This window comes from Bdellovibrio bacteriovorus, assembly GCF_001592735.1.
Lineage (GTDB): Bacteria > Bdellovibrionota > Bdellovibrionia > Bdellovibrionales > Bdellovibrionaceae > Bdellovibrio > Bdellovibrio bacteriovorus_D.
The window spans coordinates 273,993-296,514 of record NZ_LUKE01000002.1; the positions used below are offsets into that span (position 1 = coordinate 273,993).

Genomic DNA, 22,522 nt, shown 5'->3' on the forward strand with positions numbered 1-22,522 from the left:
GATGGCCTCTTTAGATCTTCAAAATGTCCTGTCTAAAGCCACTTCGCTGACACAGGATCAAATTCGCTCTGTTCTTAACAGTCCCTCTGTGGTTCGCCCCGTCAACGTGGGCGAAGCGCTTGCGGCCAAAGAATTTTCTTCAGCGGATGAAGTGGTTGCAGATCTTTGTAAAGAGTTGGGGTTGGATTTCATTAAAGACATCCCCGTCAGTGACATTTCGGCTGACTTAGTTCGCGACATTCCGATCAACTATGCAAAACAGCACAACATCCTTCCTTATAAAGACGAACCGGATGTTTTAACTGCGCTGACCAGCAATCCCGTCAATTTGCATTGCATGGATGATCTAAAGGTTCTTTTCGGAAAGAAAGTAAAACCTTTAGTGACCACGACTCCTCGCCTGCAGGACGCCATCAATAAGGTTTACGAAAAAAGTACGGCCAATCTTTCTGGTTTGGATGAAATTGACGAAGAAGATTATGATCTCGATGATCCGATTGTCGATCTTCTTGAGGCCGGTGAAGATGATGCTCCGGTTATTAAAATGGTGAACAGCCTTTTGTTCCGAGCCGTGAAAGAAAAAGCTTCCGATATTCATATCGAGCCCTATGAAAAAGACATGGCCGTGCGCTTTCGTACGGACGGTATTTTGTTTGACGTCTTTAAACCACCTAAAAAACTGCAAAATGCCATCACCTCGCGTATCAAGGTCATGGCGAACTTAAATATCGCTGAAAAACGTTTGCCGCAAGATGGTCGTATTCCGTTGAAAGTCGGCGGCAAAGATATCGATATTCGTCTATCCACGGTGCCCACCGCTTTTGGCGAGCGCGTGGTGATGCGTATTCAAGATAGATCTAATATCGTTCTTGAACTGACTCAATTGGGTTTTTCAAAAGAAAATCTAGATAAATTAGATGATCTTTTAAGCCGCAGTTACGGAATTTTCCTCGTGACGGGCCCCACGGGTTCAGGGAAATCCACAACCTTGTACGGTGCGCTTTCAAAACTCAATCAACCCGACGTCAACATCTTGACCGTCGAAGACCCCGTGGAGCAACGTATTCACGGGATTGGTCAAGTGCAGGTGAACTCTAAAATCGGGCTGACTTTCGCAGCCGGCCTCCGCTCTTTCCTTCGTCAAGACCCGGATACAATTATGGTCGGAGAGATTCGTGACTTAGAAACCGCCGAACTCGCGATTCAAGCCTCACTCACAGGTCACTTGGTTTTATCGACTCTGCATACCAATGACTCTGCCGGTGCCTTTCCCCGCTTGATTGACTTCGGGGTAGAGCCGTTTTTGATTGCGACGTCAATCATGGGCGTGGTGGCTCAGCGTTTGGTGCGTATTTTGTGCCCGCACTGCAAAGCCCCCCATGAGGCCACCGATTTTGAGATTCAGCTTTTAGGAATTACCAAAGAGCAAGCCAAAAACGCCCACATCTGCCGCCCGATGGGATGCAATCACTGTGGGCAAAAAGGTTATTCCGGTCGAACGACCATCAGTGAGCTTTTAATTGTGACTGACGATATTCGTTCTTTGATCATGCAGCGCAAAGACGGTAACTCGATCAAAAAACAAGCCGTCGCTAACGGAATGAAAACCTTCCGTGATCACGGCGTACAAAAAGTTTTGACGGGAATCACTTCCATTGAAGAACTGACTTCAAATACCCAGTTGGATATTTAGGAATAAAACATGCCTATTTTTGAGTATAAAGGCTTAAGCCGCGATGGAAAAAATGTTAAGGGAGTTGTCGACGCCGACAACCTTCGCACCGCGCGTTTAAAACTCAAAAAAGATAACATCTACGTTATTGATATTCGGGATAAAAAGAAGGCCGATCCGCGTAAAAAATCAGGTCCGCGCTCGACAAAATCAGTGCAAGTTAAAGAGCTCGCACTGATGACACGCCAATTGGCGACATTGATTAAGGCCAATATCCCTTTGGTGGATGCCTTAACGGCCGTGTCCGAACAAGTGGAAAACCCGACTTTGTCAGAGGCCTTGGCCGACTGTAAGAACATGATCAATGAAGGTTCGAATTTTCATAAATCTTTAGGAAAATACCCGAACATCTTTAATAATATTTATATCTCCATGGTGGAAGCCGGTGAGATGTCAGGCAGCTTGGATGTGATCTTAATGCGTCTGGCAGAGTTCACCGAGGCACAAGCCGATTTGCGCGCCAAAGTTTCCAGTGCCATGACCTACCCGATCATTATGATCACCGTCACCGTGGGTCTTTTAGGTTTCTTATTTATTTTCCTTATTCCAAAAATGGTTGTGGTCTTTGAATCCTCCCCCAACCTGCAACTGCCTTGGTACACCGTCATGATGATTAACTTTAGTCAATTCATGGTGAATTATTGGTACATCCTCGCCGGTTTTTTTACGATTGCGTTTTTACTTTTCCGCAATTGGAAGAACTCTCCTGCTGGAAAACAACAATGGGATATTCTCTCATTGAAATTACCGGTCATTGGACCGACGGTACAAATGGTCGCGGTGTCTCGCTTTACACGAACTTTAGCAACCTTGCTTAATGGTGGCGTCCCTATGCTTGCCGCATTAAGTATTGTGCGCAACGTTGTAAATAATCACGCTTTGGCGATAGCGATTGATGAAGCCCGCAGCAATATCTCTGAAGGGGAATCTATTGCGGGCCCTTTAAAAAAATCCGGACGTTTCCCTCCGATCGTTATTCACATGGTCAACATTGGGGAAAAAACGGGCGAACTTGAAAACATGCTCACACAAGTTTCTGATGCTTATGACTTCCAAGTAAAAAACAAACTGGAAGGTTTAACGAGTCTGATGGGTCCGGTCGTCATCGTTCTGATGGGTTTTGCGATTGGTGCCATTGTGGTGGCCGTCATGGTCCCAATGTTCGAAATGGCCAACATCGCCGGATAGATTTAAGTCCCGTTTTGGAACCGAAAAAAGTGTGGTGCCCATCACGGGTGTCTGCTAAGATTTATGACTGTTGGACACAGAAACTAGGAGTAAAAATGTCTCTTCTTAAGAACCGCCGAGGTATGACACTTATCGAAATCATGATCGTTCTTGCGATCATCGGAAGTATCGCTGCCCTTCTGATCCCGAATTTGACTTCTTCATTGGACAAATCAAAAGTCAAAGAAGCTAAAATTCAACTCACCCAAGTCGTAAATGCCTTGCAAATGTATTACACCGATTGCGGAAAATACCCACAATCTCTTGAAGGTCTTACCGCCGCGGATTCAAACTGTACTAACTGGGGCCCGCAACCTTATTTAGAAAAGAAAAAATTGAAAGATCCGTTTGGAAATGAATTCGTTTACGAGCTGAACGGTTCTGAATACAGCTTGAAGTCCTTAGGTAAAGACGGCCGCGAAGGTGGCTCTGCATTTAACGCTGACATCACACTTGATGATGCTGAAAGCAAATAGGCTTTAATGAAGTCGCAGCGGGGTTTCACGCTTATTGAAATCATGATTGTCCTGGGGATCCTGGCGGCAATCATGGCAATAGCAACCCCGCGCTTGATGAAAAAAGATGCTAATATTAATTCTGTCGCGCGAAAGTTTTTAGTTCTCGCCCGCGAAGTTCGCACCAAAGCCCGCCTGCAGGGCGCCACTTATCGCATCGTAATCAAAATGGATGATAAAGAACCGCAATACTGGGTTGAAAGAGCCAGCGGTCCCCAGCGCATTGATCCTGATGCCTATGAAAAAGCCTTAGAAAAAGCGAACGAAAAAAAAGGCGAAGAGGCCCCGCCCCCCCTTTACCAGATAGACAAAAGCATCACTCGCAAAGCCCAGGACCTGCCGTCGGGTTTGCGCTTTGCTTCTTTAGAAACCGCGAATATGAAAGCCCCTATTACCTCAGGGGAAGCTTATATTCATTTTTTCCCGGAAGGATTTGTGGAGGCCGCCGCATTGCAAATCACCGACGGACAAAAATTAACCTGGACTCTTGTTTTTAATCCTTTAACGGGTCAAGCTGATATAGTCGAAAAAGCTCAATCGTTAAAGGGTCTTCAACGGTGAAAAAAAACGGATTTACATTGGTCGAGACTGTCATTGCGATGGTCATTCTTTCTTCCGGATTGCTTTTATTAGCCAATTCTTGGAGCGGCAGTTTTATGCGCGTGCGAAAGACCCAAACATCCACCGAAGTCGCAGCCCTCTTAGAACGTAAGATGGCCGAAATCGAAATGCAGTACCAAGGCAAGCCCTTGGAGTCCATCGAGGAAGAGAAATCCGATGACTTCGGTTCCGAGTATCCGCAGTATTCTTGGAAAATGACTTCCAAAGAATTTGAAGTCCCCGATATCAGTGCCACCTTGACCGCACAAGCCGGGGGAGCCAATGAATTGGCGCTGACCATGATGAAAACTTTGACTGAACATCTTTCGAAATCCATTAAAGAAGTTAAAGTGACCATCATCATGAAAACCGGCAAAAAACCTTTAGAGTATTCGGCCACTCAGTATTTTGTGGACTATGACAAGCAATTGCCAATGCCGGGCCTTCCAGGCGGAGGCTAAGTTTGGTCAAAAACAAAAACGGTTTTACTTTGATTGAGTTGATGATTGCCTTAGCTATTTTGGCAACACTCACCGTTTTAACTTCCCAAGCCATCAGCCAAGCCGTGAAAGCTAAGATCAAATTGCAAGATCAATTGGATGACGTCTCCCGCATGCGCGATGCCGTGCGCCTGATCGAAAAAGATTTAAACTTGGCCTATCACTATCGTGATGTGGAAAAAGAAATCCAAGATCTGATCAATAAAGCCAACGCGCCTCCACAGATCCCCGGGGCTCCCCCCCAACAGCCTCCGGTGCAACCTCAAACGGCCACTCGCCGCGAAGTTCCCCGCCGTGATCCCGAAACGCACTTTATCGGCACCACCGACTCTGTCAATTTCGTGACCATGAATAATGCGCGTGCCGTGCGCAACACGCAAGCTGCAGACTTTATAGAAGTCGGGTATTCCTTGCGCGAATGCCGTAATTTACGTTCAGACACCTCTTCAAAATGCATTTGGCGACGAAGCACGCCCTTTGTGGACCTTGATGTCACCAAAGGGGGCGACGAAGTCGTTTTGATGGAAAATGTCACCGAATTTAAGCTGCGCTATATCGGTAAAGGCAAACAGGACTGGGTAACAGACTGGCGCACGGATGCGCAAGGTGATGCTTCCACCAAGGGAAAATTCCCCCAAGCCGTCGAGCTTTCGGTGACCATGGATAAGAAAGTCCAAGGTCGTAGCAAAAAATATTCAATGCAATTAATCATCCCGATTCACTTCCCAAATAATCCTGATGAAGGAGCCGCTAATGGGCGTACTCAATAAAATTTGGAAAGAAGCTAAAAAACCCGTCAGCAACCAAAAAGGTGTCGCCTTGATCGTGGCGATTTCCGCGCTGATGTTGATCATGTATTTTGCGATGGAAGTTTCCTACGAATCCAATGTCGAATACATCGTCAACGCCCAAAGCTTAAATCGCGTGAAAGCCTATTATGCCGCAAAGTCCGGAATGCAACTCAGTCTTTTGCGCATTAAAATTTACCAGCAAGCGCAAAGCCAGCTGGGCGCGCAACTTGGCGACAGCCCGATGTTAGATCAAATCTGGCAATTCCCCTTTGCTTGGCCCTTGCCCGTCCCGCCTGAAATGAGCGCCGTGGATAAGGATTCATTTGCGAAAGTCGTCAAAGAATCCTCGATGGATGCCAGCTATATTGTCACCATCGAAGATGAAGGTTCAAAAATTGACTTAAACGACCTCAACTCGCCCTCAAAATATTTGCGTGAAGCCACCAAACAGCAATTAGTAAATATCTTTGAACAAAAGAAAAAAGACGACGAAGAGTTTCAGCGCAAGTATTCCAACTTTAACTTTGAAGAGCTGGTGAATAATATTGCCGACTGGCAAAGTGATAAATCGGAATCTTTAAACGGTGGCGCTAAGTCTGCGAAGTACGGCGATCTCAATCGTGACACTCAAGATTACTACCCTCCCAATCGTGCCTTTAGAACCATGGCCGAACTGCATTTAGTGGCCGGGATGGAAGATGACTTTTACGATTTGCTTGAACCCCGTATCACGATTTATGGAATGAAGGGGATCAATCCTAATTTAGCTTCCAAAGAGGTTCTTAAATCTTTAGATCCCGCAATGACCGATGAGGCCGTGGCGGAAATTATCAAACGACGAAGCTCAGAAGAAGAAGGCGGTCCCTTTAAGTGCGATCAAAAAGAACCTAAGAGCCCTGACTTTTGGGATTTTGTCGCTTCTCGCGGAGTGCGTGTCTTAGGAAATCCCGATCAAATCCCGATGACGTGCGAAAAGGTTATGAATTTTAAAATTCGCAGCACCGGTGAGTTCGCCGGGGCGACTCGTGAAATCATCGCAATCGTGATGGATCTAAATCGCACGGCAAAAAAAGTGAAATCCTATGTCGATAAAGAAAAAGCGCAGGCCAATCCGACGCCAACTCCGACTCCGTCCCCCACTCCTCAGCAGAACGCCAACCAAAAAGATCCCATCCCTAAAGGTGCTCCTCGTGTTGTTTACTGGAGCGAGCGTTAAGACTTAGGTCCAGCATTACTCTCTCGATCTCTGTCTGATTTTTGCCTATACAATCCTACTTACGTAACTTAAACTTAGGTCTTAAAGCCCGTTCACGGAGGAACGCTTTGAAGTCAGTCGGTATAGACATCGGATCCAGCAGTATTAAAATTGTCGAAATGCAGGCCTCTTCCAAAGGCTTTCAGGTCTCTCAGTATTTCGAACATGGTTTGAATGTTGCTCCGGGTGCGGATCAAGAATTAGAAATTATTGAATTCTTGCGGGACTTCACCAGCCACTATGATGCCAGCCAAACGCGCTTTATCATTTCACTGCGACAAGACCGCGTTGCCATCAGAAATAAATTCTTTCCTTTTAATGACCGCATTAAAATTCATAAAAGCTTAGCGTTTGAATTAGAAGAAGATCTTCCTCTTTCTTCAGACAACGCGATCTTTGACGCCAAGATTGTTCGCAGCGTGGGGGCAGGGGCTGAAGTTTTGGCTTGTGCGGCCCCTAAGCTCCACGTGCAAAAGGCGATTCAACAAGCCGAAGATTCAGGCTTTGAACCCTTCCTTTTGAGTGCGGAAGGACCGGCTTTTGCCAATATCTTTGAACGCTGGAACGAACCGCCGCCCTTAACTTCCGCACCCACCTTGGAGTTGGTGGATGAGCAAAATCGTCCTCCCCGTCACGTTCAATTAGTTTTGAACATGGGCCACTCGCGCACCTTGGTGTGTGCTTTTGAAGGCAGCTCATTGATCGCCGTCCGCTCCATCCTGTGGGGTGGAAAAAATATCGCCGAAGCGATTGCAAAAAAATACGAACTTCCGTTTCTTGAAGCTTTGCGCGAACTGCAAACCAAAGCTTTCATCCTAACGAACAAACAAGGAGCCACTTTTGATCAAGTCACTTTTTCAGACACCATCGCAAAAAGTGTCCGTGAAATGGCGCGTGACTTACAACTTTCAATCTTAGAACTTAAAGGTGAATTCAACGCGAATATTCACAGCATCGGCATGACGGGTGGCGCTTCCCAGATTCAAAATCTGGGTCCTTTCTTGACTCAGATCTTAGAAGTCCCCGTGAATCGCACCTCTGTTTTAGATTTAGTTCCAAATGTTTTATTTGAACGAAATGCCGCGGTTTCAGCCAAAGCCGGATTGGCCCTGGGTTTAGCCATTGAAGGTTTCAAAAAACCTCGCAATCCGCCGCTTAATTTCATGCGTGGTGAATTCGCGAAAGAAAATCATCAGTTTAAATTACTTTGGGAAAAATGGGGCACAACCGTCAAGGTCGCAACGGCCGCCATTTTAGTTCTTTTCGTGTATGCCTCCTTACGATCCAGCTTTTCCATGTCTTTAGCAGAAAGAGCCGATGACGCATTAAAAGATCAAGCCAAGGCCGTGGCCAATTTGCGTGGCCGGGCGGCTTCTGAAAGTGGTATAAAAAAATACATCCGCGACAATAAAAAACGCGCCGCCGACTTAAAAACTTTAGCCAACGTGGCGCAAATGAATTCGGCCATGGATATCGTTAAAAAAATCACGGACGCGACTCCATCAAAAACGGCCATCACCTTGGATGTACATCAATTGCAAGTCGTCGACAGCCAAGTGACGATGCAAGGGTACGTGGCTTCACAAAAAGAACTGACTCTTTTACAGCAGTCTTTGACCAACATCACTTCCAACGGACAAGTGCAATCACAACGTTCTAATTTAAATCCTTTGAGTGGAAAAACGGCATTTTCATTTAGTTTCAGCGTAGATCGCGGAGTTCAGAAGGTGACACGATGAATTTAGACGATTTAAAAGACCGCTTAGCCAGTGACGCCCGCCAAACGTGGGAGCGTGTGCAAGAAAGTGCTGCCTACAACCAACTTCGCGATCGTTATGAAAACATGTCCCCTAGCATGCAAAAGATCACCGTGGTCGCGGCTTCCGCGGCGGTCGCTTTGCTGATTCTTTCTTTCCCTTATGGCAATCTGACAACCTCAAGTGAATACGTCGGTGAGTTTGAAGGAAAGCGGATGACCATTCGTGAGCTTTTAAAAGTCAGTCGCGAATCTTCGGAAGTTCCAGAAATTCCGCCCGCTCCTTCGATGGCCCAGCTGCGCTCGACGATCGAGGCCCAGATCAAGTCGGCCAATTTAATGGCTGAACAGATCAAAGGAACCCAAGAAGGACAAAACGATTCCAACTTGATTCCAAAGAACTTAACGGAAGGTTTAATGCAAGTCAGCCTTGCGAAATTGAATCTGCGGCAAGTTTTGGATTTGGGGCATCAATTTCAAAGCATCAGCCCAAGTGTTAAGATGAAAGATATGATCATGACCGCGAATCGCGAGGATGGTCGTTATTTTGACGTCGTTTACAAACTTGTGGCCTTAGCCGTCCCGGCTCCTCCAGAAGTCGCTCCGGAACCCCCTGCTCCGCCACGCAATCGTCGCGGCACCCCTGAGGAATAGATGGAACAGCTTCGTGAATTGATCACTCTTATTCGTAATAGCAAAGGAAAGATTCTTGTTTTGATTCTTTCGGCTTTTGTTTTTACGTTCCTGCTTTTTCCGTTTGATGATTTGAGTGATTTGATTTCATCGCAAGTGTCTAAAGTCACCAACAACTCGGTTTACGTTTCATTTGAAAAACTAAAAATGAGCTTCTTCCCCCAGCCCGGTGTAAAAATGGATCAGGTTTACATTGAATCCATACGCACCCCGGCCCTTTCCGCGCAAGAGCTTGTGATCACGCCTTCTATTTCAGGATTGATTGCGCAAAAACCTTACGGACAGGTTTCCGCGAAAGGTCTTTTAAAAGGCGACGTTGAAGTGGAAGTTGGTAAAGGCAGCCGGACCGAAAACGGCATTGAACGCCACCGCGTGGAAGTGTCGGCAAAAAAAGTATCTTTGCAAGATTTGCGTGAGCTTGCGAATTTGCCGGTTTTACTTAAAGGCGAATTGGATTTAGAAAGTACGGCCTTAGCGGATCTAACTTTCCAAGAACAGCCGGACGTTGAGATTGATTTAAAAATTAATAAATTCGAATTGCCTCCTTCGAACGTCAACACGCCGATGGGTCCTTTGACGTTACCAGATTTAAAATTAACTTCGGTAGAATTAAAAGGTCGTTTGGCCGCGGGGCGATTCATCATTGAAACCGGCACCATTGGTCGCCCGGGAGATGAGTTGCAGGGCACTATCAAAGGTGACATCGCGATTAATATCGTGAACCGTGGTGGCGGCTTTGGACAACAGATCGGTGCTTATAATTTTAATATTGATTTAAAAGCCAAAAAAGCCTTCCAAGATAAGGCTATTTTGTTCTTAGGTTTCTTAGATGGGTATAAAACGGCAACCCCTGAAGGTGGCCAATATAAGTTCCGCGTTTCAGCGACAAATCCCATGATGCCGCCAAGCATAAGCGCTGCGCGTTAATCCGGTATTCGTTCTTCACTTCTCTTCAACTTCAATTAAGCTGGCACACAGCTTTGGGCAGGGTTTTGCTTAAGTCTAAAGCAAACAATTATCCGGGTCCGAGTTTTATTGACTCCGACCAGTAAACGGATCAAAACAAATACGAAAGTTTTAGGGGGTATTATGTCAGGTGTAAATAAAGTCATTCTTGTCGGTCGTTTGGGAGCAGATCCTGAAGTTAAAGCAATTGGAAGTGGAAGCACAGTTGCACGTCTTAACATCGCAACAAGTGAATCATGGGTCAAAGACGGACAACGCCAAGAACGCACTGAGTGGCACCGTGTGACGGTATGGGGTAAATTGGCAGAGATCTGTGGGAAGCATCTTGCAAAAGGTCGCCAAGTTTACGTCGAAGGTAAATTACAAACTCGTCAATGGGAAGACCAACAAGGTCAAAAACGCTATACGACTGAAATCGTAGCTAGCACTGTTCAATTCTTGGGTGCGGCAGGTGCCGAAGCGGGCGCGGGTCGCTCTTCTTCAACTTCTGCAGGTAATGATGACTTCGGTGGTTTCCAAGATTTCGGTCCAGAGCCAAGCTTCAATTCGAACGACGAAATCCCGTTCTAATTAAAGCTCTCAATTTTGAAATATTAAAGCCCCCGCAAAACGCGGGGGCTTTTTTTTTTAGGTTCACCGCGCCGGAATGGAAACATTCATTTAACAAGACTAAAGAGACAATTTATTTTGAAGCTTTTTATTTCGTCCCGCCTCTTTTATACTTTTATCTATGAAGAGTGTCGTTGTTGGCGTTTTATTATGTGTCACAGTTTCCGGATGTACGGTGTACCGTTCGGAAGGTCGCAAACAATTTGAATCCGAAGCTCCCACCAAATTAAAAACCTCTGCCTTGGTTGAAACTTCGGCCCAACCTTTTGAGCTTGTGAGCTGCAAAAAAGAAACGCGCCTTGAAACGTGGTTGAATGAAGAGTTCCCTGCCGCCACCTATGAAATGGTCGTTGTGGAGCAGGACCTTGAAATCTGGCGCACGTTTCGTGGAAAAACTGTGGAAGTCAAAGCCCTGCAGCGCTCTCAAAATGCGACAACTTCATGCATTTATCGTTTTTCTAGCGACAAGATTTGGAATCTCTATAAAAATCAATTTGTGAAAGAACTTGAAAACAACTTGATGACTTTAGATTAGGAATCAATTTTGAGTCTTAAAAATTCTCTTCTTATCAGCCTGCTTTGCCTTCTCACTTATTCAACTAGCTTTGCCGCTTTTGTCACGACCGTAAAAGGCAATAAAGTTCTGATCAACCTCGAAGGGGATCCGGTGGATCCTGAAGACGAATTTTTTCTGATCAACCCTGAGACGAATAAAAAAACCGCCATCATTCGCATCAAACAAGTCAAAGGCAATCGGGCCCTTGCAGATATCATCAAAGGCCGCGCAGGGGTCAATCAAACTTTACAAGCCAAGGGCACAGCCAATCGCAGTCGTCCGATGTCGGCAGATGTTACCGACCCGGGGGCTCCTGATTCGGCGTCCTCCCCCGCCCCCAGCGCCTCGGGCCGTTACACGACGATGATTAAAGAATCTTACGGTTTGATGGGCTCACTGAACATGAACTCGATGAGCGCCAATGTCACTTATCGCGATCCGGTGGGCACAGTTTTAAAATCTAGCACAGATATGAAAGGAAATGGTTTTGGGGTCGGCGGATTTTACGATTACCCTTTCACCGATACCTTAGTGGGCCACGCCTACGCGGCGATTGAACAATTCGTCGTGAGCGGCAGTGCTGCTAATGCCGCCTGCTCTGGTTCTACCAACTGTGAAGCGAACATCAACTATCTTTCGGTGTATGGTTTAGCAAAATGGTACTTCCTTCCGGGCAAATATCGTTCGTGGGCCGGAGGAGGCGCGGGGTTTCTTTTAGCGCTTTCGAAATCAAGCTCGGCATTAAATGAGTCTCAGATTTCGACCAATCAAGTTTTCAGTTTTGCGGGCGGTGTTGATATTCAAATGAGTCGCCAAAACTTTATCCCCGTCAGTTTGCAATACAATATGTTCCCAGATTCAAGTTCCGTGAAAGCAAGTCAGATCATCATAAAAGCGGGTTGGGGCTGGAATCTTTAAACCACCGGAAGCCAAATCACAAATCGTGTGCGGGCGGAGTCTTCGTCCAAATAAAATTTTCCGTTATGACTTTGAATAATACCTTGAGAAATACTTAATCCAAGGCCTACTCCTTTACCGACTTCTTTGGTGGTAAAAAACGGCTGCATGATACGCGAACGTAAGTCATAGGGAATACCCGGTCCACTATCGGCCACGCTGATTTCCACACCCCCGGGACGAGCTAAAGCCTCTATAATAACGCTTTTGTTTTTACTACTTTGAACTGCATCCAAGGCATTATTAAGCAAATTCAAGATCACTTGCGAAATCTGATGCGGTTGGCATTTAATTTTTAAATCGGCGGGCACGCGCGTCTGAAGCTCCACTCCATCGGCGCGAAATCTTTCGCGGCTAAAGGACAAAGTTTCTTCTAAAAGAGCTTCCACCGTGATCCATTCATCATCACGAGAATCGGTTTCCCGGGAGAAACTGCGAAGGCCTTTAATAATTTTAGCAATCCTTTGCACGACGGACTCAATAGCATCGACTTTTTTAACAATCTCGGCATCGTCACCCAAACCTTTTTGTTGCAGCTGTTTTCTTAAGACACCGGCGTGACCATTGATAATGGCTAACGGATTATTAATCTCGTGCGCAATCCCCGCGGCCATCTCTCCTAAAGAGGCCATGCGCGAGGATGCTACGATTTTCATTTCTTGTTCCGCTAAAAGTTTTTCTTTGGCTTTCAGCTCCGTGACGTCTTCCAAAATTTGTAAATACCCGGTGATATTTCCTTTTTCATCGCGAATTTCGCTGGTGGAATTAATCACGGTGTAGCGTTCGCCAGAACGAGAAATTTGCGTCCACTCGGAAGCCCGGTGCAGCCCCAGCTTAAAAAGAGCATCCATAAACTCGCGGCCCAGAGTGATATTATAACCTAGTTCTAATTCCATCTTGCGCGTGAAGGCACGCACTTCCGTAGGATCATAGAACATCAATGGAGAAGTTTTTCCGGCCAGTTCGGCGGTTTCATACCCTAACATCTTTTCCGCCGCCGCGTTCATCTCACGCACCAAGGTATTTTCATCAAGAGAAATCATTAACAATGGGCTGCTATCAATCCCGGCCTTATTCCATTCAAACGCTTTTTTTAGCTGTGCTTCCGAAGCACGCGAAAGATTGTAAAAGCTTAAAGCCATACCTAAAAGAACCGAAACACTGACCCCGAAAAGCAAAACCACACCTGGTAAAGCCGAGGTATTCGCGCGAATTTGCTCAGGTGTCGGTACAATCTTAATATGCCAGCGGACCCCCATGTTTTGATAAAACCCTTGCGATAACCAGTCCCGTTCATACACCGGATCTGCGGTCCCACGACTGAAAATCTTTACGTTGTCTTCTAAAATTTCAATGCTATAGCCTTCAAGCAACGATATTTGCGAAAAGAAGGGCTGCACTAAAATCGAAGCTCCGACGACACCTTTAAATACATTTTTCGTGTCATGAATTGGCAGAAACACCACGATCCCACGACCGCCCGTGCGGAAATCAAAAACTTTGGACAACGCCAATTTTTTTCCATGAACCAGCTCTTCAACCTGGGGGATCAGATTTTTATTATTACTTCCCAAGCGCATATTCAGTAAAAGACGGGCCCCGTCATCCTGCGGATGTATCCAACGCATGATACGATCTTGATCCGCCCACCACAAACGACGGATTCCGGGGAACTCCTCTAGATAACTTTCTGCATCCGCATCCCACAAAGATTTTTGTGGATACCCTTTCATCGAAAAGCGCTTTGCCATGTGTTCCATGGACTTAATCACCGGGATAAAGGCGTTATCAATGCTGGCTCTGAATGAATCTAAACGGATTTGGGTGACCGTGCGGTTTCTTTCTTGATCTCGTAAAATCAAAAGCTGCCAAATTAAAATCGTTAAAAGCACACCCACCGTTAAGACATAAAACGGCACTAAAGCGCTACGACGACTTGAAACCTGGCGCACGTCCAAACGTAATTGCATTAAAACGGCAAAAGACAAAAGACTAAAACACACCGAAGTGTGCAAAGCCATGCGCGCAAAGCTGCCCCAACCGTATTCGGCATTAAACCCCACGGCGTAACCAATAATGCTGATCAACGCAAAACCCAGGACCAGCGCGGCCGTGGTTACACTGACCATCTGCCATGCAAAACGTGGGCGCTTAAAAAACATCGTGATACTTAAAAGATTAAAGCACACCGCCGTGCTGACCGCCATACGCCCAGGCACGGTCACTCCGACACTGTAATAAGGCGTCATCAAAAAAGAATCGACAAATAGATCAACGCTAAAAAAGTACTGGGCCAATGTTAAAAGCCCAATGGCCGAGACAATTCCTGATAAAATCGTCGACAGACGCGGGAAACCCACTTCCGGTAAAACCAAGGCAAATGAAAGCAGGCCCAAGCAAAATGCGGTGTTAAACACCATCGGCGCAAACAAAGGACTTATCTGAATTAAGGACTCATTGTGCGTAAACCAACCAAACATCACCGTGGCGCTGATTGTAAAAACAATCAATGCCAAAACACGGTGAATGTTTGAAAGTATTCTAGTGTATAACACGGCTGACGCCTATGATACCCTTGATTTTTTGAATCTCATAGATCGCTTGATTTAACTGACTGGCATCCGTTACGCTGACTTCAAAATGACAGATCGCTTTTTTATCCTTGGTCGTGCGAATTTGCGCTGACTGAATATTAATTCCTTGTTGCGCAAAGGCTTCAGACATCAGCTTTAACAACCCTGGAATATCTTGGGAAATAATTTTTAACCGCACAATGCGTTCTTGCCCTTGCCCTGCTGTTTTCACATTCCAAGTCACGTCAACTTTACGTAATTGATCAAACTCAAACGCCTTACGACAGTCACTGCGATGAATGGTGATACCACGTCCACGACTGATAAAACCCACGATCGGATCACCCGGGATGGGATGACAACATTTTGCATAGTGAACCAAGACATCATCCATCCCATCGACGCTGATAAGAGAATTTGTCTTACGAGTTTTCTGCGTGGCCGCACGCATGACCTTTTCCATAAAGGAAGAGTCATCCGTTTTCGCAGCCTCTTTGGCTAAGTTTTCTGGGGAAAGACGTTCCACTAAAATACGGGTTTCCGTTTTTCCGTAACCCACATGAACGTAAAGTTCATCTAAATCAGCATGGCCATGATCTTTTAAATACTGTTCAAAAGCGGGGCCTTTAAGATACTTCACGGCGGCCATGCCGAATTTGCGGAATTCTTTTTCCACCAGCTCTTTACCCAGCATGATCGCGCGACGGCGCTGCTCTTCTTTAACAAAAGCGCGGATCTTGGCTTTGGCTTTATTGGTAACAACAAACTTCAACCAATCTTTCGAGGGCACTTGGGTTTTCGAAGTAATAACCTCGACCGTATCCCCGTTCTGCAATTGGTATTTCAGGGGCACCATTTTTCCGTTGATACGTGCGCCGACAATGCGGTTTCCTAATTCCGTGTGGACGGCATAAGCGAAGTCGACCGGTGTGGCCCCTTCCGGGAACTCTCTCACATCCCCCGTGGGGGTAAAAACATAGATTTCCGTTTCAAATAAATCCGTTTTAACGGTGTCTAAGAATTCATCCGGGTTGCGCGTTTGCTGATGTAAGTTCACCAGATCACGCAGCCAATTAGCTTGTTGCAATTCCGGATCATCGGCCATCTTACCGCGCTCTTTATACTTCCAGTGAGCCGCGATCCCCCGTTCGGCAATCAAATGCATTTCTTGCGTGCGGATTTGAATCTCGATACGATCTCCGCCCGGCCCGATCACCGTGGTATGCAGGGATTGATAGTTATTGGTCTTCGGCATCGCGATGAAGTCTTTAAAGCGGCCCGGAATAGGTTTCCATAAACTGTGGATCATCCCCAGGGCCGCGTAACATTCAGCGACGCTATTGACTAAAACACGAAACGCAAGAACGTCATAGACTTGATCGTACTCAATGCTGCGCGATTGCATTTTGCGATAGATGGACCAAAGATGCTTGGAACGTCCAAAGACTTCCGCCTTAAAACCGGCTTTAGCCAGCTCTTTGGTAATCATATCTTTGACGTCTTCGATATAGCGGTTTTGTTCGGATTCTGATTTCTTAATATGTTGTACCAATTGATAGTACATATCCGGACGATAATAACGGAAACACAGATCTTCCAATTCAATTTTTAAAGAACTGATACCCATGCGCCCGGCAAGAGGCGTGTAAATTTCTAGCGTTTCTAAAGCAATGCGCTCTTGTTTTTCAAAGGGCATATAATTCAAAGTGCGCATATTGTGCAAACGATCGGCTAATTTCACGAGCACCACGCGGACATCTTTACCCATCGCCACGATCATCTTGCGAATATTTTCGCCTTGTTTTTCATGACTGTTTTTAAATTTCATCTGCCCGATCTTAGTGACACCGTCCACTAAGTGAGCGATCACATCCCCGAACTCACGACGAATATCCTCCAAAGTGGCCGGCGTATCTTCGACGGTATCATGAAGTAAACCCGTCGCGATTGTATCTAAATCTAAATGCAGATCTGCTAAGATGCCCGCCACGGAAAGCGGATGAGAGATGTAGGGCTCACCACTGCGACGAAGCTGTCCTTCGTGCATGCGCTCGGAAAACGAGTAAGCTTTTTCAATGATTTTTAAATCCGCATTAGGATAATAACCGCGAATGCGCGCCAAAAGATCGTCGACAGTTTTAAGGGGCTTTTGAGATGTGGACTCTTTGACGGATTCGAACATACTTTCTTAAGTTTACCTGAGTCGCGAAGCGACTTCCAACTAAGATTTTTCGAATGGTCTTGGATTAATGAGTTATTTTAGCACTTTAGCAAAAGGCCTCAAATATGAGGCCATAAAGCTATTTATTAAGGTCTTTTTCGATTTGGCGAGTGGCTTCGTCCGCCGCCAGCACTTCCGCGTAACCTACGTTCCCGATAGCTACTTCGCGAAGAGCACTCACGATGTATTTGTTGCTGCGAGTAGAAACTGTGGCTTCTGCTCCTTTAAGCAATTGCTTAGCACGTTTAGAAACCATCAAAACCAAAGCAAAGCGATTTGGGACTTTTTCTAAGCAATCTTCAACCGTTACACGAGCCATTGTGCCTCCAGATAGGACGAATAAGCAGCTAAGATACAGCTAACCTAGTAATTCTTCAACGATTTTTTTAAATTTGGCGTAGGAATCTTCAAACACGTCATTGACGATCTGATAGTCGTACTTAGAGGCTTCTAAAAGCTCTTTTTGGGCATTGGCCATACGGACTTCGATATCGGCCGGCACCCCGCCATCCCGCTTTTCGATTCTGCGGCGCAGTTCGTCAATAGAGGGCGGCAATATAAAGATGGTCTTGGTGTCATCAAACTTGCGCTTAAAGGTCTCCACCCCTTGAATGTCGATATCCATGATCGCGCAGCAGTTTTTCTTCCAGGTGCTTTCAATGGATTCGTAAGAGGTGCCATAATAGTTATTATGAACCTTGGCCCATTCGACAAAAAAACCTTCCCGGATTTTTTTCTCAAAATCGTCGACCGTCAGGAAGTGATAAGGAGTTCCCTCACTTTCCCCTTTGCGCATGGAGCGAGTTGTGAACGTAATAATATCCACCAAGCGAGGATTTTCCTTGCTGATACGTTCCACAAAACTGCTTTTTCCCGCGCCACTGGGGGCGGCGACAATGATGAGTCTCGTCTTCATTGGACGTTTTGCACCTGTTCTCTAAGTCGTTCGATAAGTGTTTTGGCTTCTACCACAGCTTGAGTGATCTTGGCTACCTGAGACTTTGAACCAATCGTGTTCACCTCGCGCAGCAATTCTTGAGTGTAAAAATCAAGCTTCTTACCTTCGGCTCGTTGTGAGCCGATCAACTGACGATAGTTCTTAATATGCTCACTCAAACGCGAAAGCTCTTCGTTAATATCGGCTTTTTCAAGTTGAATCACGATTTCTTGCGACAAGCGAGTCGGATCGATTTCATTCCCTTTAAGGCGCGCGCGGATTTTCTGCTCAAACTTCTCTTGAAGTTGCACATTAGCCTCGCCCCGTAAGTCGCTGATAATTTTCACTTGTTTTTCCAAAGTGCCCAAAAGTTTTTCCAGATCTTTACGGACCGATTTTCCTTCACGGGCTCTTTCGGCGTCACATTTTTTACAAGCTTCCGTAAACGCGCGTTTTAAAGTCTTCTCTTCGCCGGCAAAAAGCTCATAAGTTTCTTCGACTTTGATGACTTCCGGTAAACGCGCAATAACCTCAAGATGAACTTGAAAAGGGACCGCCAACTCTTTGGAAAGATGCTTATAAGCCGTGAGATATTTTTTTGCTAAGGCATCATTGATGGACATCTGGGCTTTGCTGGCCGAGTTTTTCACGCGGCGAGAAACAAAGATATCAATCGTTCCGCGCAACAGAGTTTGCGAAAGAATTCTTTTGAGATCACTTTCAAAAGCGACAAACTCGCGAGGCAAGTGAAACCGAGGTTCTAAAAACCTTCCGTTCACGGCACGAATGCTCACCTCGACGGTGACATCTTTAGATTGAACGCGTGCTGTGCCATAACCTGTCATACTTTTCATAGTCTCTCCATTTTGAAACGCAGCGAGTTAGAGGGTCAAGAATTCAGAAATTTCTCGACCACGTGAAAGGCCGCTAAATATCCTTCTTCGCCACCGGCAAACCAATGAATATCAGCATCCCGCTGAAACCAGGTTCTTTGCTTTTTAGCGAGTTGCCGAGTGTTCTTCGCGATTTCTAATTCTAAAGCCTCTAAGCTCATTTCGCCTTTCACATAAGAAATCGTCTCGCGATACCCGACACTGCTCATCGGGGCCCATGACTCTAGACCTTGATCGAGAAGCTTTCGCACCTCGTCCACCAGTCCCATTTTCAACATGATTTCCGTGCGCCTAGCGATCCGCGCATCTAAGGCTTCTTTTTCCCATTTCGGGCCCAGCTTTAAAAGCGGATACGGGAACTGATTTTGAGTCTTTGCAAACTCATCTTGGATCTCGGTCACACTTTTACCTTGAGACCGAATCAACTCGAGCGCCCGTCCGATACGGTAATGATCTCTCAAATGAATTTTTGCGCCGTACTCGGGGTCTTTCGCTAAGAGCTCTTGATGCAACCTGAGAGGACCGCCCTCTTTAGCCAATTCTGTGGCGACTTGCTTTTGCACTTCGGGATCCACGGGAATGATCGGATACATACCCTTTTCAATGGCCATAAAATAAAACCCCGTACCCCCGACGACAAAGACGGGAACGTTTTCCGGAATTTTTTCTAAGGCCTCATAAAAATCGCGCGAATAAATCCCGGCCGTCATCTCTTGGGGAGGGGCTACGTAATCTAAGAGGTAATGCGGAACTCTTTTTTGTTCTTCCAGGCTCGGTTTAGCGGCCCCGATATCTAATTGCTGATACACCTGGATGGAATCGCAATTAAAGATCACCCCTTTAAAATGTTCCGCCAGGCGCAGGGCCCAATCTGACTTTCCTGAAGCCGTCGCACCCACGACAAAAATGACAGGCCTTTTAGAATTCATCAGACAATACGACCGAAATCTTTTTCAAGTTTATAGAACGGATATTCCACGCTGACCGGTCGACCGTGAGGACAGAAACTTGAAAGCGGAAACATATCCATATCCAGTAAAAGACTGCGCATCTGCTCGTGTCCCAATGCTTGACCCGCACGGACAACGGAATGACACGCTATCGTCGCGCAAATATCACCAATGACTCGTTCTAAAGAATAACTGCCGCCCTGTTCAACGATTTCGCTAGCCATTTTATCTAATACCGAACTTAAGCTTGCTTCTTTCACCACCAAAGGGGCGGCTTTAACCCCGAGAGTTCCGGGGCCTAAGGCTTCAACAAAAACGCCTAAGCGCTCGATGTCTTGTTTATAAGTCAGCAGGGCTTCCACTTTTTCAGGGGACATATCAATGGCCAAAGGGAAAAGGAAGTCTTGGATATCAACCTGACCCCCTTTCCAAGCCGCCATCAGTTTTTCAAACACCACACGTTCGTGCGCGGCATGCTGATCAACGAAAACCATCTTATCGCGGCTTTGCGTGACGATGTAAGTGAGGTTGGCTTGTCCCAGAATTTCTAACGAGGACCAATAGCCTCCGCCCATGGTGACAGGTTTTTCTTCGTTAAACTGTTCACGCGAAGAGGCTGCGGAAGCCAAAGCTTGATAATCGATTTTTGGAGAGCGGACCTCGCTGCTTGAAGGAGGTGTAAAAGAAAAATCTTTCTTTTTAAACTGAGTCACGTGCAGTGAGTTGTCATCAAACGCCAAGTTCTGTGCCGGCATCGCTGGCGTCGGCGAGTTTTGCGCATAGTTCACTAAGCCGGAGGTCGATTTATAATCTTCTGCCATGACATCATCTAAAGGAGCAGGTGGACGAGGTTGCTGGGCTGCGGGTAACCATGGCGCAAGTTCCAAAGTGCTGCGTAATGCGCCAGCCACTGCGCGGAAAGCAAGCGACGGCGTTTGAAATTTCACCGCTGATTTTGTCGGATGAATATTGACGTCCACCGCATCCGTGTCGGTTTCCACCCACACCACGGCAATCGGGTATTCGCCGTGCATAAGAAGATGCCGATAAGCTTCATTCACGGCGGCTTGCAGGCTGCGATCTTGAATCCAGCGATTTTGTGCAAACAACCAGATATTTTTAGCGGTTTTGGCGACATTATGAGGATCAGCAAATACAGCATAGGCACGCACGTTTTCACGAGCGGCTTCGCCGACAAAGAGCGGCTTGATTTCTAAGATTTGTTCCACGCGATCTTTGCGCGACTGCGTGGCTGGCCAAAAATGAACCAGCTTGCCATTTTCTTGGATGCGAATTTCGACATCAAAGTGCGAAAGCGCCATAGCCTTAAGGGTATTTTTAATCGCGCTGTTTTCCGCCGCATCGGATTTTAAAAATTTTAAACGCGCTGGCGTATTTTCAAAAAGATTTTCGATCAAGATCGTGGTGCCTAAAGACCCTCCGACTTTATCGATTTCAGACTTCTTACCGTAATGACTGATCAACTGAAAAGCTTGTTCGTCGTCTTTACGACGCGAAGTTAATGTCAGTTTGCTCACCGCCGCGATACTGGCTAAGGCTTCCCCGCGAAAACCGAAGGTTTTTAGTTTCCATAAGTCATCGGTTTGCGAAATTTTACTGGTCGCAAAACGTTCCAACGCTTTTGGCAAATCCTCGGGCGCCATCCCTTTGCCGTTGTCGATCACCTTGACGTGACGACCGCCATCAAAAAACTCGACATGCACGCGCGTGGCCCCGGCATCAATACTGTTTTCAACGAGTTCTTTAACGAGATGAGCCGGACGCTCAACCACTTCACCAGCAGCAATTTGATCCACCACTTCGGGTGGCAAAACTTGGATAGACATAGAGGGAATTTGCATGAGGTCAGGTATCAAGTCCATCCTGAGGACGACTTATGCTGCACTGCTCACAATGAGGATTTAGAAATCAAGCCCGGCATTGGCGCCAAAGCCATAATATTGGGTTCTTTCCCAATAATACTTCGCATCTAAACGCAAGCTCACACGCTGAATACGGAAGCCCAAACCGAAGTTAAAAACCGCCCCCACCGTCATGTCGACCGCCGAATAATTCAATGTGCGCGTGCCATCAGGCACCTCTAAATTGAACTGCGAATAACGAAACATGGGTCCGAATCCATAATAAGTCATCGCGTTCTTGCCCCGGGGGGTGGGGGTTTGAAAAAGGAAATCGGCGATAAAAATAAATCCGCCCGCACTGCGACCGGTGATATCTTCATAGTACTTCGGCGCAGACGGGGAAAAAATCAGATTTGATTCGGTATAAATCTCACCATCAAACAAAGTGTTAAAGCCATAGAACTTCACACCTAAAAAACCCATGTATTCAGACTGGCTGCCGCCGATGGTTTCTTCAGTAAAATAAATATGATCATAAGTGATACCGCGAAAGCGCGAAGCAAAAAATGGTTTTACCTTGGGCTCGGGTTTTTCCGCATCGGAAAGCGGTTTCATTTTTTCTTTTTTGGGGGCCGCCACCCTGTGCACGCCGGGCTTTACATCGGTGTCAGCAATCCAACCGACAGTTCCGGGCTTTAGACGGATTTTATAAAAAGGGCCCTTTTTTCCTGAAGAGATCGAATAGACCGCTCCCCTTTTTACAGTGCCAATCACGGGAGCATCAAAATCATCGTTTTGATAAACCATGGCGCCATCGTTGACGATGGTGGCTTGTTGAGATTGAGCGTGCGCCAACGGGCTTGCCAAGAGCCCGACGATAAGAAAACAAATCGGTAACAAAGGGTGCTTGTTCCAATTCACTTCTTCAT

21 protein-coding genes are annotated in these 22,522 nt (G+C 46.3%); 13 read left to right on the forward strand and 8 right to left on the reverse strand.

The genetic code is table 11. The features are described from left to right. The first annotated feature begins 1 nt into the window (after position 1). From gspE to AZI86_RS11880, 13 genes are all read left to right on the forward strand, one after another. On the forward strand, positions 2 to 1,693 hold the full coding sequence (gene gspE, locus AZI86_RS11820; protein WP_061835393.1) for a type II secretion system ATPase GspE: 1,692 nt from the start codon (positions 2 to 4) through the stop codon (positions 1,691 to 1,693). A 9-nt stretch (positions 1,694 to 1,702) separates the two neighbouring features. Beyond that, on the forward strand, positions 1,703 to 2,920 hold the full coding sequence (gspF, locus tag AZI86_RS11825; RefSeq protein WP_061835394.1) for a type II secretion system inner membrane protein GspF: 1,218 nt from the start codon (positions 1,703 to 1,705) through the stop codon (positions 2,918 to 2,920). Between the two features lie 95 nt (positions 2,921 to 3,015). After that, on the forward strand, positions 3,016 to 3,435 hold the full coding sequence (gene gspG / locus AZI86_RS11830) for a type II secretion system major pseudopilin GspG (protein WP_061835395.1): 420 nt from the start codon (positions 3,016 to 3,018) through the stop codon (positions 3,433 to 3,435). Between the two features lie 6 nt (positions 3,436 to 3,441). Beyond that, a complete protein-coding gene (locus AZI86_RS11835; protein ID WP_061835396.1) occupies positions 3,442 to 4,035 on the forward strand; it encodes a pilus assembly FimT family protein in 594 nt (197 codons plus the stop codon). Beyond that, complete coding sequence (locus AZI86_RS11840; protein ID WP_061835397.1) at positions 4,032 to 4,535, forward strand: type II secretion system protein; 504 nt, start codon at positions 4,032 to 4,034, stop codon at positions 4,533 to 4,535. The genes AZI86_RS11835 and AZI86_RS11840 overlap by 4 nt, the downstream gene beginning before the upstream one ends. A gap of 2 nt (positions 4,536 to 4,537) precedes the next feature. Then, positions 4,538 to 5,344, forward strand: coding sequence for a type II secretion system protein GspJ (locus AZI86_RS11845; protein ID WP_061835398.1), 807 nt, complete (start codon positions 4,538 to 4,540; stop codon positions 5,342 to 5,344). After that, a complete protein-coding gene (locus AZI86_RS11850; RefSeq protein ID WP_253715908.1) occupies positions 5,328 to 6,581 on the forward strand; it encodes a general secretion pathway protein GspK in 1,254 nt (417 codons plus the stop codon). Before AZI86_RS11845 ends, AZI86_RS11850 begins: the two co-directional genes overlap by 17 nt. A gap of 107 nt (positions 6,582 to 6,688) precedes the next feature. After that, positions 6,689 to 8,359 carry a pilus assembly protein PilM gene (gene pilM / locus AZI86_RS11855; protein ID WP_061835399.1) on the forward strand — a complete coding sequence of 557 codons (1,671 nt, stop codon included), beginning with the start codon at positions 6,689 to 6,691 and terminating at the stop codon, positions 8,357 to 8,359. Beyond that, positions 8,356 to 9,030 carry a hypothetical protein gene (locus AZI86_RS11860; protein ID WP_061835400.1) on the forward strand — a complete coding sequence of 225 codons (675 nt, stop codon included), beginning with the start codon at positions 8,356 to 8,358 and terminating at the stop codon, positions 9,028 to 9,030. Before pilM ends, AZI86_RS11860 begins: the two co-directional genes overlap by 4 nt. After that, positions 9,031 to 9,996, forward strand: coding sequence for a type II secretion system protein GspN (gspN, locus tag AZI86_RS11865; protein ID WP_061835401.1), 966 nt, complete (start codon positions 9,031 to 9,033; stop codon positions 9,994 to 9,996). Between the two features lie 162 nt (positions 9,997 to 10,158). Then, positions 10,159 to 10,605 carry a single-stranded DNA-binding protein gene (locus AZI86_RS11870; RefSeq protein ID WP_061835402.1) on the forward strand — a complete coding sequence of 149 codons (447 nt, stop codon included), beginning with the start codon at positions 10,159 to 10,161 and terminating at the stop codon, positions 10,603 to 10,605. Between the two features lie 160 nt (positions 10,606 to 10,765). Then, positions 10,766 to 11,179, forward strand: coding sequence for a hypothetical protein (locus tag AZI86_RS11875; RefSeq protein WP_061835403.1), 414 nt, complete (start codon positions 10,766 to 10,768; stop codon positions 11,177 to 11,179). Positions 11,180 to 11,188: 9 nt separating this feature from the next. Continuing rightward, complete coding sequence (locus tag AZI86_RS11880; RefSeq protein ID WP_061835404.1) at positions 11,189 to 12,118, forward strand: hypothetical protein; 930 nt, start codon at positions 11,189 to 11,191, stop codon at positions 12,116 to 12,118. On the opposite strand, the gene AZI86_RS11885 is transcribed toward AZI86_RS11880, so the two are convergent. From AZI86_RS11885 to AZI86_RS11920, 8 genes are all read right to left on the reverse strand, one after another. Further along, positions 12,115 to 14,712 carry an ATP-binding protein gene (locus tag AZI86_RS11885; protein WP_061835405.1) on the reverse strand — a complete coding sequence of 866 codons (2,598 nt, stop codon included), beginning with the start codon at positions 14,710 to 14,712 and terminating at the stop codon, positions 12,115 to 12,117. The genes AZI86_RS11880 and AZI86_RS11885 overlap by 4 nt on opposite strands. Beyond that, positions 14,699 to 16,912 carry a RelA/SpoT family protein gene (locus tag AZI86_RS11890; RefSeq protein WP_061835406.1) on the reverse strand — a complete coding sequence of 738 codons (2,214 nt, stop codon included), beginning with the start codon at positions 16,910 to 16,912 and terminating at the stop codon, positions 14,699 to 14,701. The genes AZI86_RS11885 and AZI86_RS11890 overlap by 14 nt, the downstream gene beginning before the upstream one ends. A 118-nt stretch (positions 16,913 to 17,030) precedes the next feature. After that, entirely contained in the window at positions 17,031 to 17,270 is a 240-nt protein-coding gene (gene rpoZ / locus AZI86_RS11895) for a DNA-directed RNA polymerase subunit omega (RefSeq protein WP_061835407.1), read from the reverse strand. A 39-nt stretch (positions 17,271 to 17,309) separates the two neighbouring features. Further along, complete coding sequence (gene gmk, locus AZI86_RS11900) at positions 17,310 to 17,867, reverse strand: guanylate kinase (protein WP_061835408.1); 558 nt, start codon at positions 17,865 to 17,867, stop codon at positions 17,310 to 17,312. Further along, a complete protein-coding gene (locus AZI86_RS11905) occupies positions 17,864 to 18,742 on the reverse strand; it encodes a YicC/YloC family endoribonuclease (RefSeq protein ID WP_061835409.1) in 879 nt (292 codons plus the stop codon). The genes gmk and AZI86_RS11905 overlap by 4 nt, the downstream gene beginning before the upstream one ends. A 35-nt stretch (positions 18,743 to 18,777) precedes the next feature. Next, positions 18,778 to 19,710, reverse strand: a complete 933-nt coding sequence (gene miaA / locus AZI86_RS11910; protein WP_061835410.1) for a tRNA (adenosine(37)-N6)-dimethylallyltransferase MiaA — start codon at positions 19,708 to 19,710, stop codon at positions 18,778 to 18,780. Then, the gene (gene mutL, locus AZI86_RS11915; protein WP_061835411.1) at positions 19,710 to 21,578 is read right to left on the reverse strand and encodes a DNA mismatch repair endonuclease MutL; all 1,869 of its coding nucleotides are present in this window, start codon (positions 21,576 to 21,578) and stop codon (positions 19,710 to 19,712) included. Before mutL ends, miaA begins: the two co-directional genes overlap by 1 nt. A 75-nt stretch (positions 21,579 to 21,653) precedes the next feature. Then, positions 21,654 to 22,514 carry an SH3 domain-containing protein gene (locus AZI86_RS11920; protein ID WP_253715910.1) on the reverse strand — a complete coding sequence of 287 codons (861 nt, stop codon included), beginning with the start codon at positions 22,512 to 22,514 and terminating at the stop codon, positions 21,654 to 21,656. Positions 22,515 to 22,522 lie beyond the last annotated feature (8 nt).

What these genes read in the sequence shown, in the direction of transcription:
- gspE (WP_061835393.1), top strand. Translation starts at nt 2, where the DNA reads ATGGCCTCTTTAGATCTTCAAAATGTCCTGTCTAAAGCCACTTCGCTG.
- gspF (WP_061835394.1), top strand. Translation starts at nt 1,703, where the DNA reads ATGCCTATTTTTGAGTATAAAGGCTTAAGCCGCGATGGAAAAAATGTT.
- gspG (WP_061835395.1), top strand. Translation starts at nt 3,016, where the DNA reads ATGTCTCTTCTTAAGAACCGCCGAGGTATGACACTTATCGAAATCATG.
- AZI86_RS11835 (WP_061835396.1), top strand. Translation starts at nt 3,442, where the DNA reads ATGAAGTCGCAGCGGGGTTTCACGCTTATTGAAATCATGATTGTCCTG.
- AZI86_RS11850 (WP_253715908.1), top strand. Translation starts at nt 5,328, where the DNA reads ATGGGCGTACTCAATAAAATTTGGAAAGAAGCTAAAAAACCCGTCAGC.
- AZI86_RS11860 (WP_061835400.1), top strand. Translation starts at nt 8,356, where the DNA reads ATGAATTTAGACGATTTAAAAGACCGCTTAGCCAGTGACGCCCGCCAA.
- gspN (WP_061835401.1), top strand. Translation starts at nt 9,031, where the DNA reads ATGGAACAGCTTCGTGAATTGATCACTCTTATTCGTAATAGCAAAGGA.
- AZI86_RS11870 (WP_061835402.1), top strand. Translation starts at nt 10,159, where the DNA reads ATGTCAGGTGTAAATAAAGTCATTCTTGTCGGTCGTTTGGGAGCAGAT.
- AZI86_RS11875 (WP_061835403.1), top strand. Translation starts at nt 10,766, where the DNA reads ATGAAGAGTGTCGTTGTTGGCGTTTTATTATGTGTCACAGTTTCCGGA.
- AZI86_RS11890 (WP_061835406.1), bottom strand. Translation starts at nt 16,912, where the DNA reads ATGTTCGAATCCGTCAAAGAGTCCACATCTCAAAAGCCCCTTAAAACT.
- rpoZ (WP_061835407.1), bottom strand. Translation starts at nt 17,270, where the DNA reads ATGGCTCGTGTAACGGTTGAAGATTGCTTAGAAAAAGTCCCAAATCGC.
- gmk (WP_061835408.1), bottom strand. Translation starts at nt 17,867, where the DNA reads ATGAAGACGAGACTCATCATTGTCGCCGCCCCCAGTGGCGCGGGAAAA.
- AZI86_RS11905 (WP_061835409.1), bottom strand. Translation starts at nt 18,742, where the DNA reads ATGAAAAGTATGACAGGTTATGGCACAGCACGCGTTCAATCTAAAGAT.
- miaA (WP_061835410.1), bottom strand. Translation starts at nt 19,710, where the DNA reads ATGAATTCTAAAAGGCCTGTCATTTTTGTCGTGGGTGCGACGGCTTCA.
- mutL (WP_061835411.1), bottom strand. Translation starts at nt 21,578, where the DNA reads ATGTCTATCCAAGTTTTGCCACCCGAAGTGGTGGATCAAATTGCTGCT.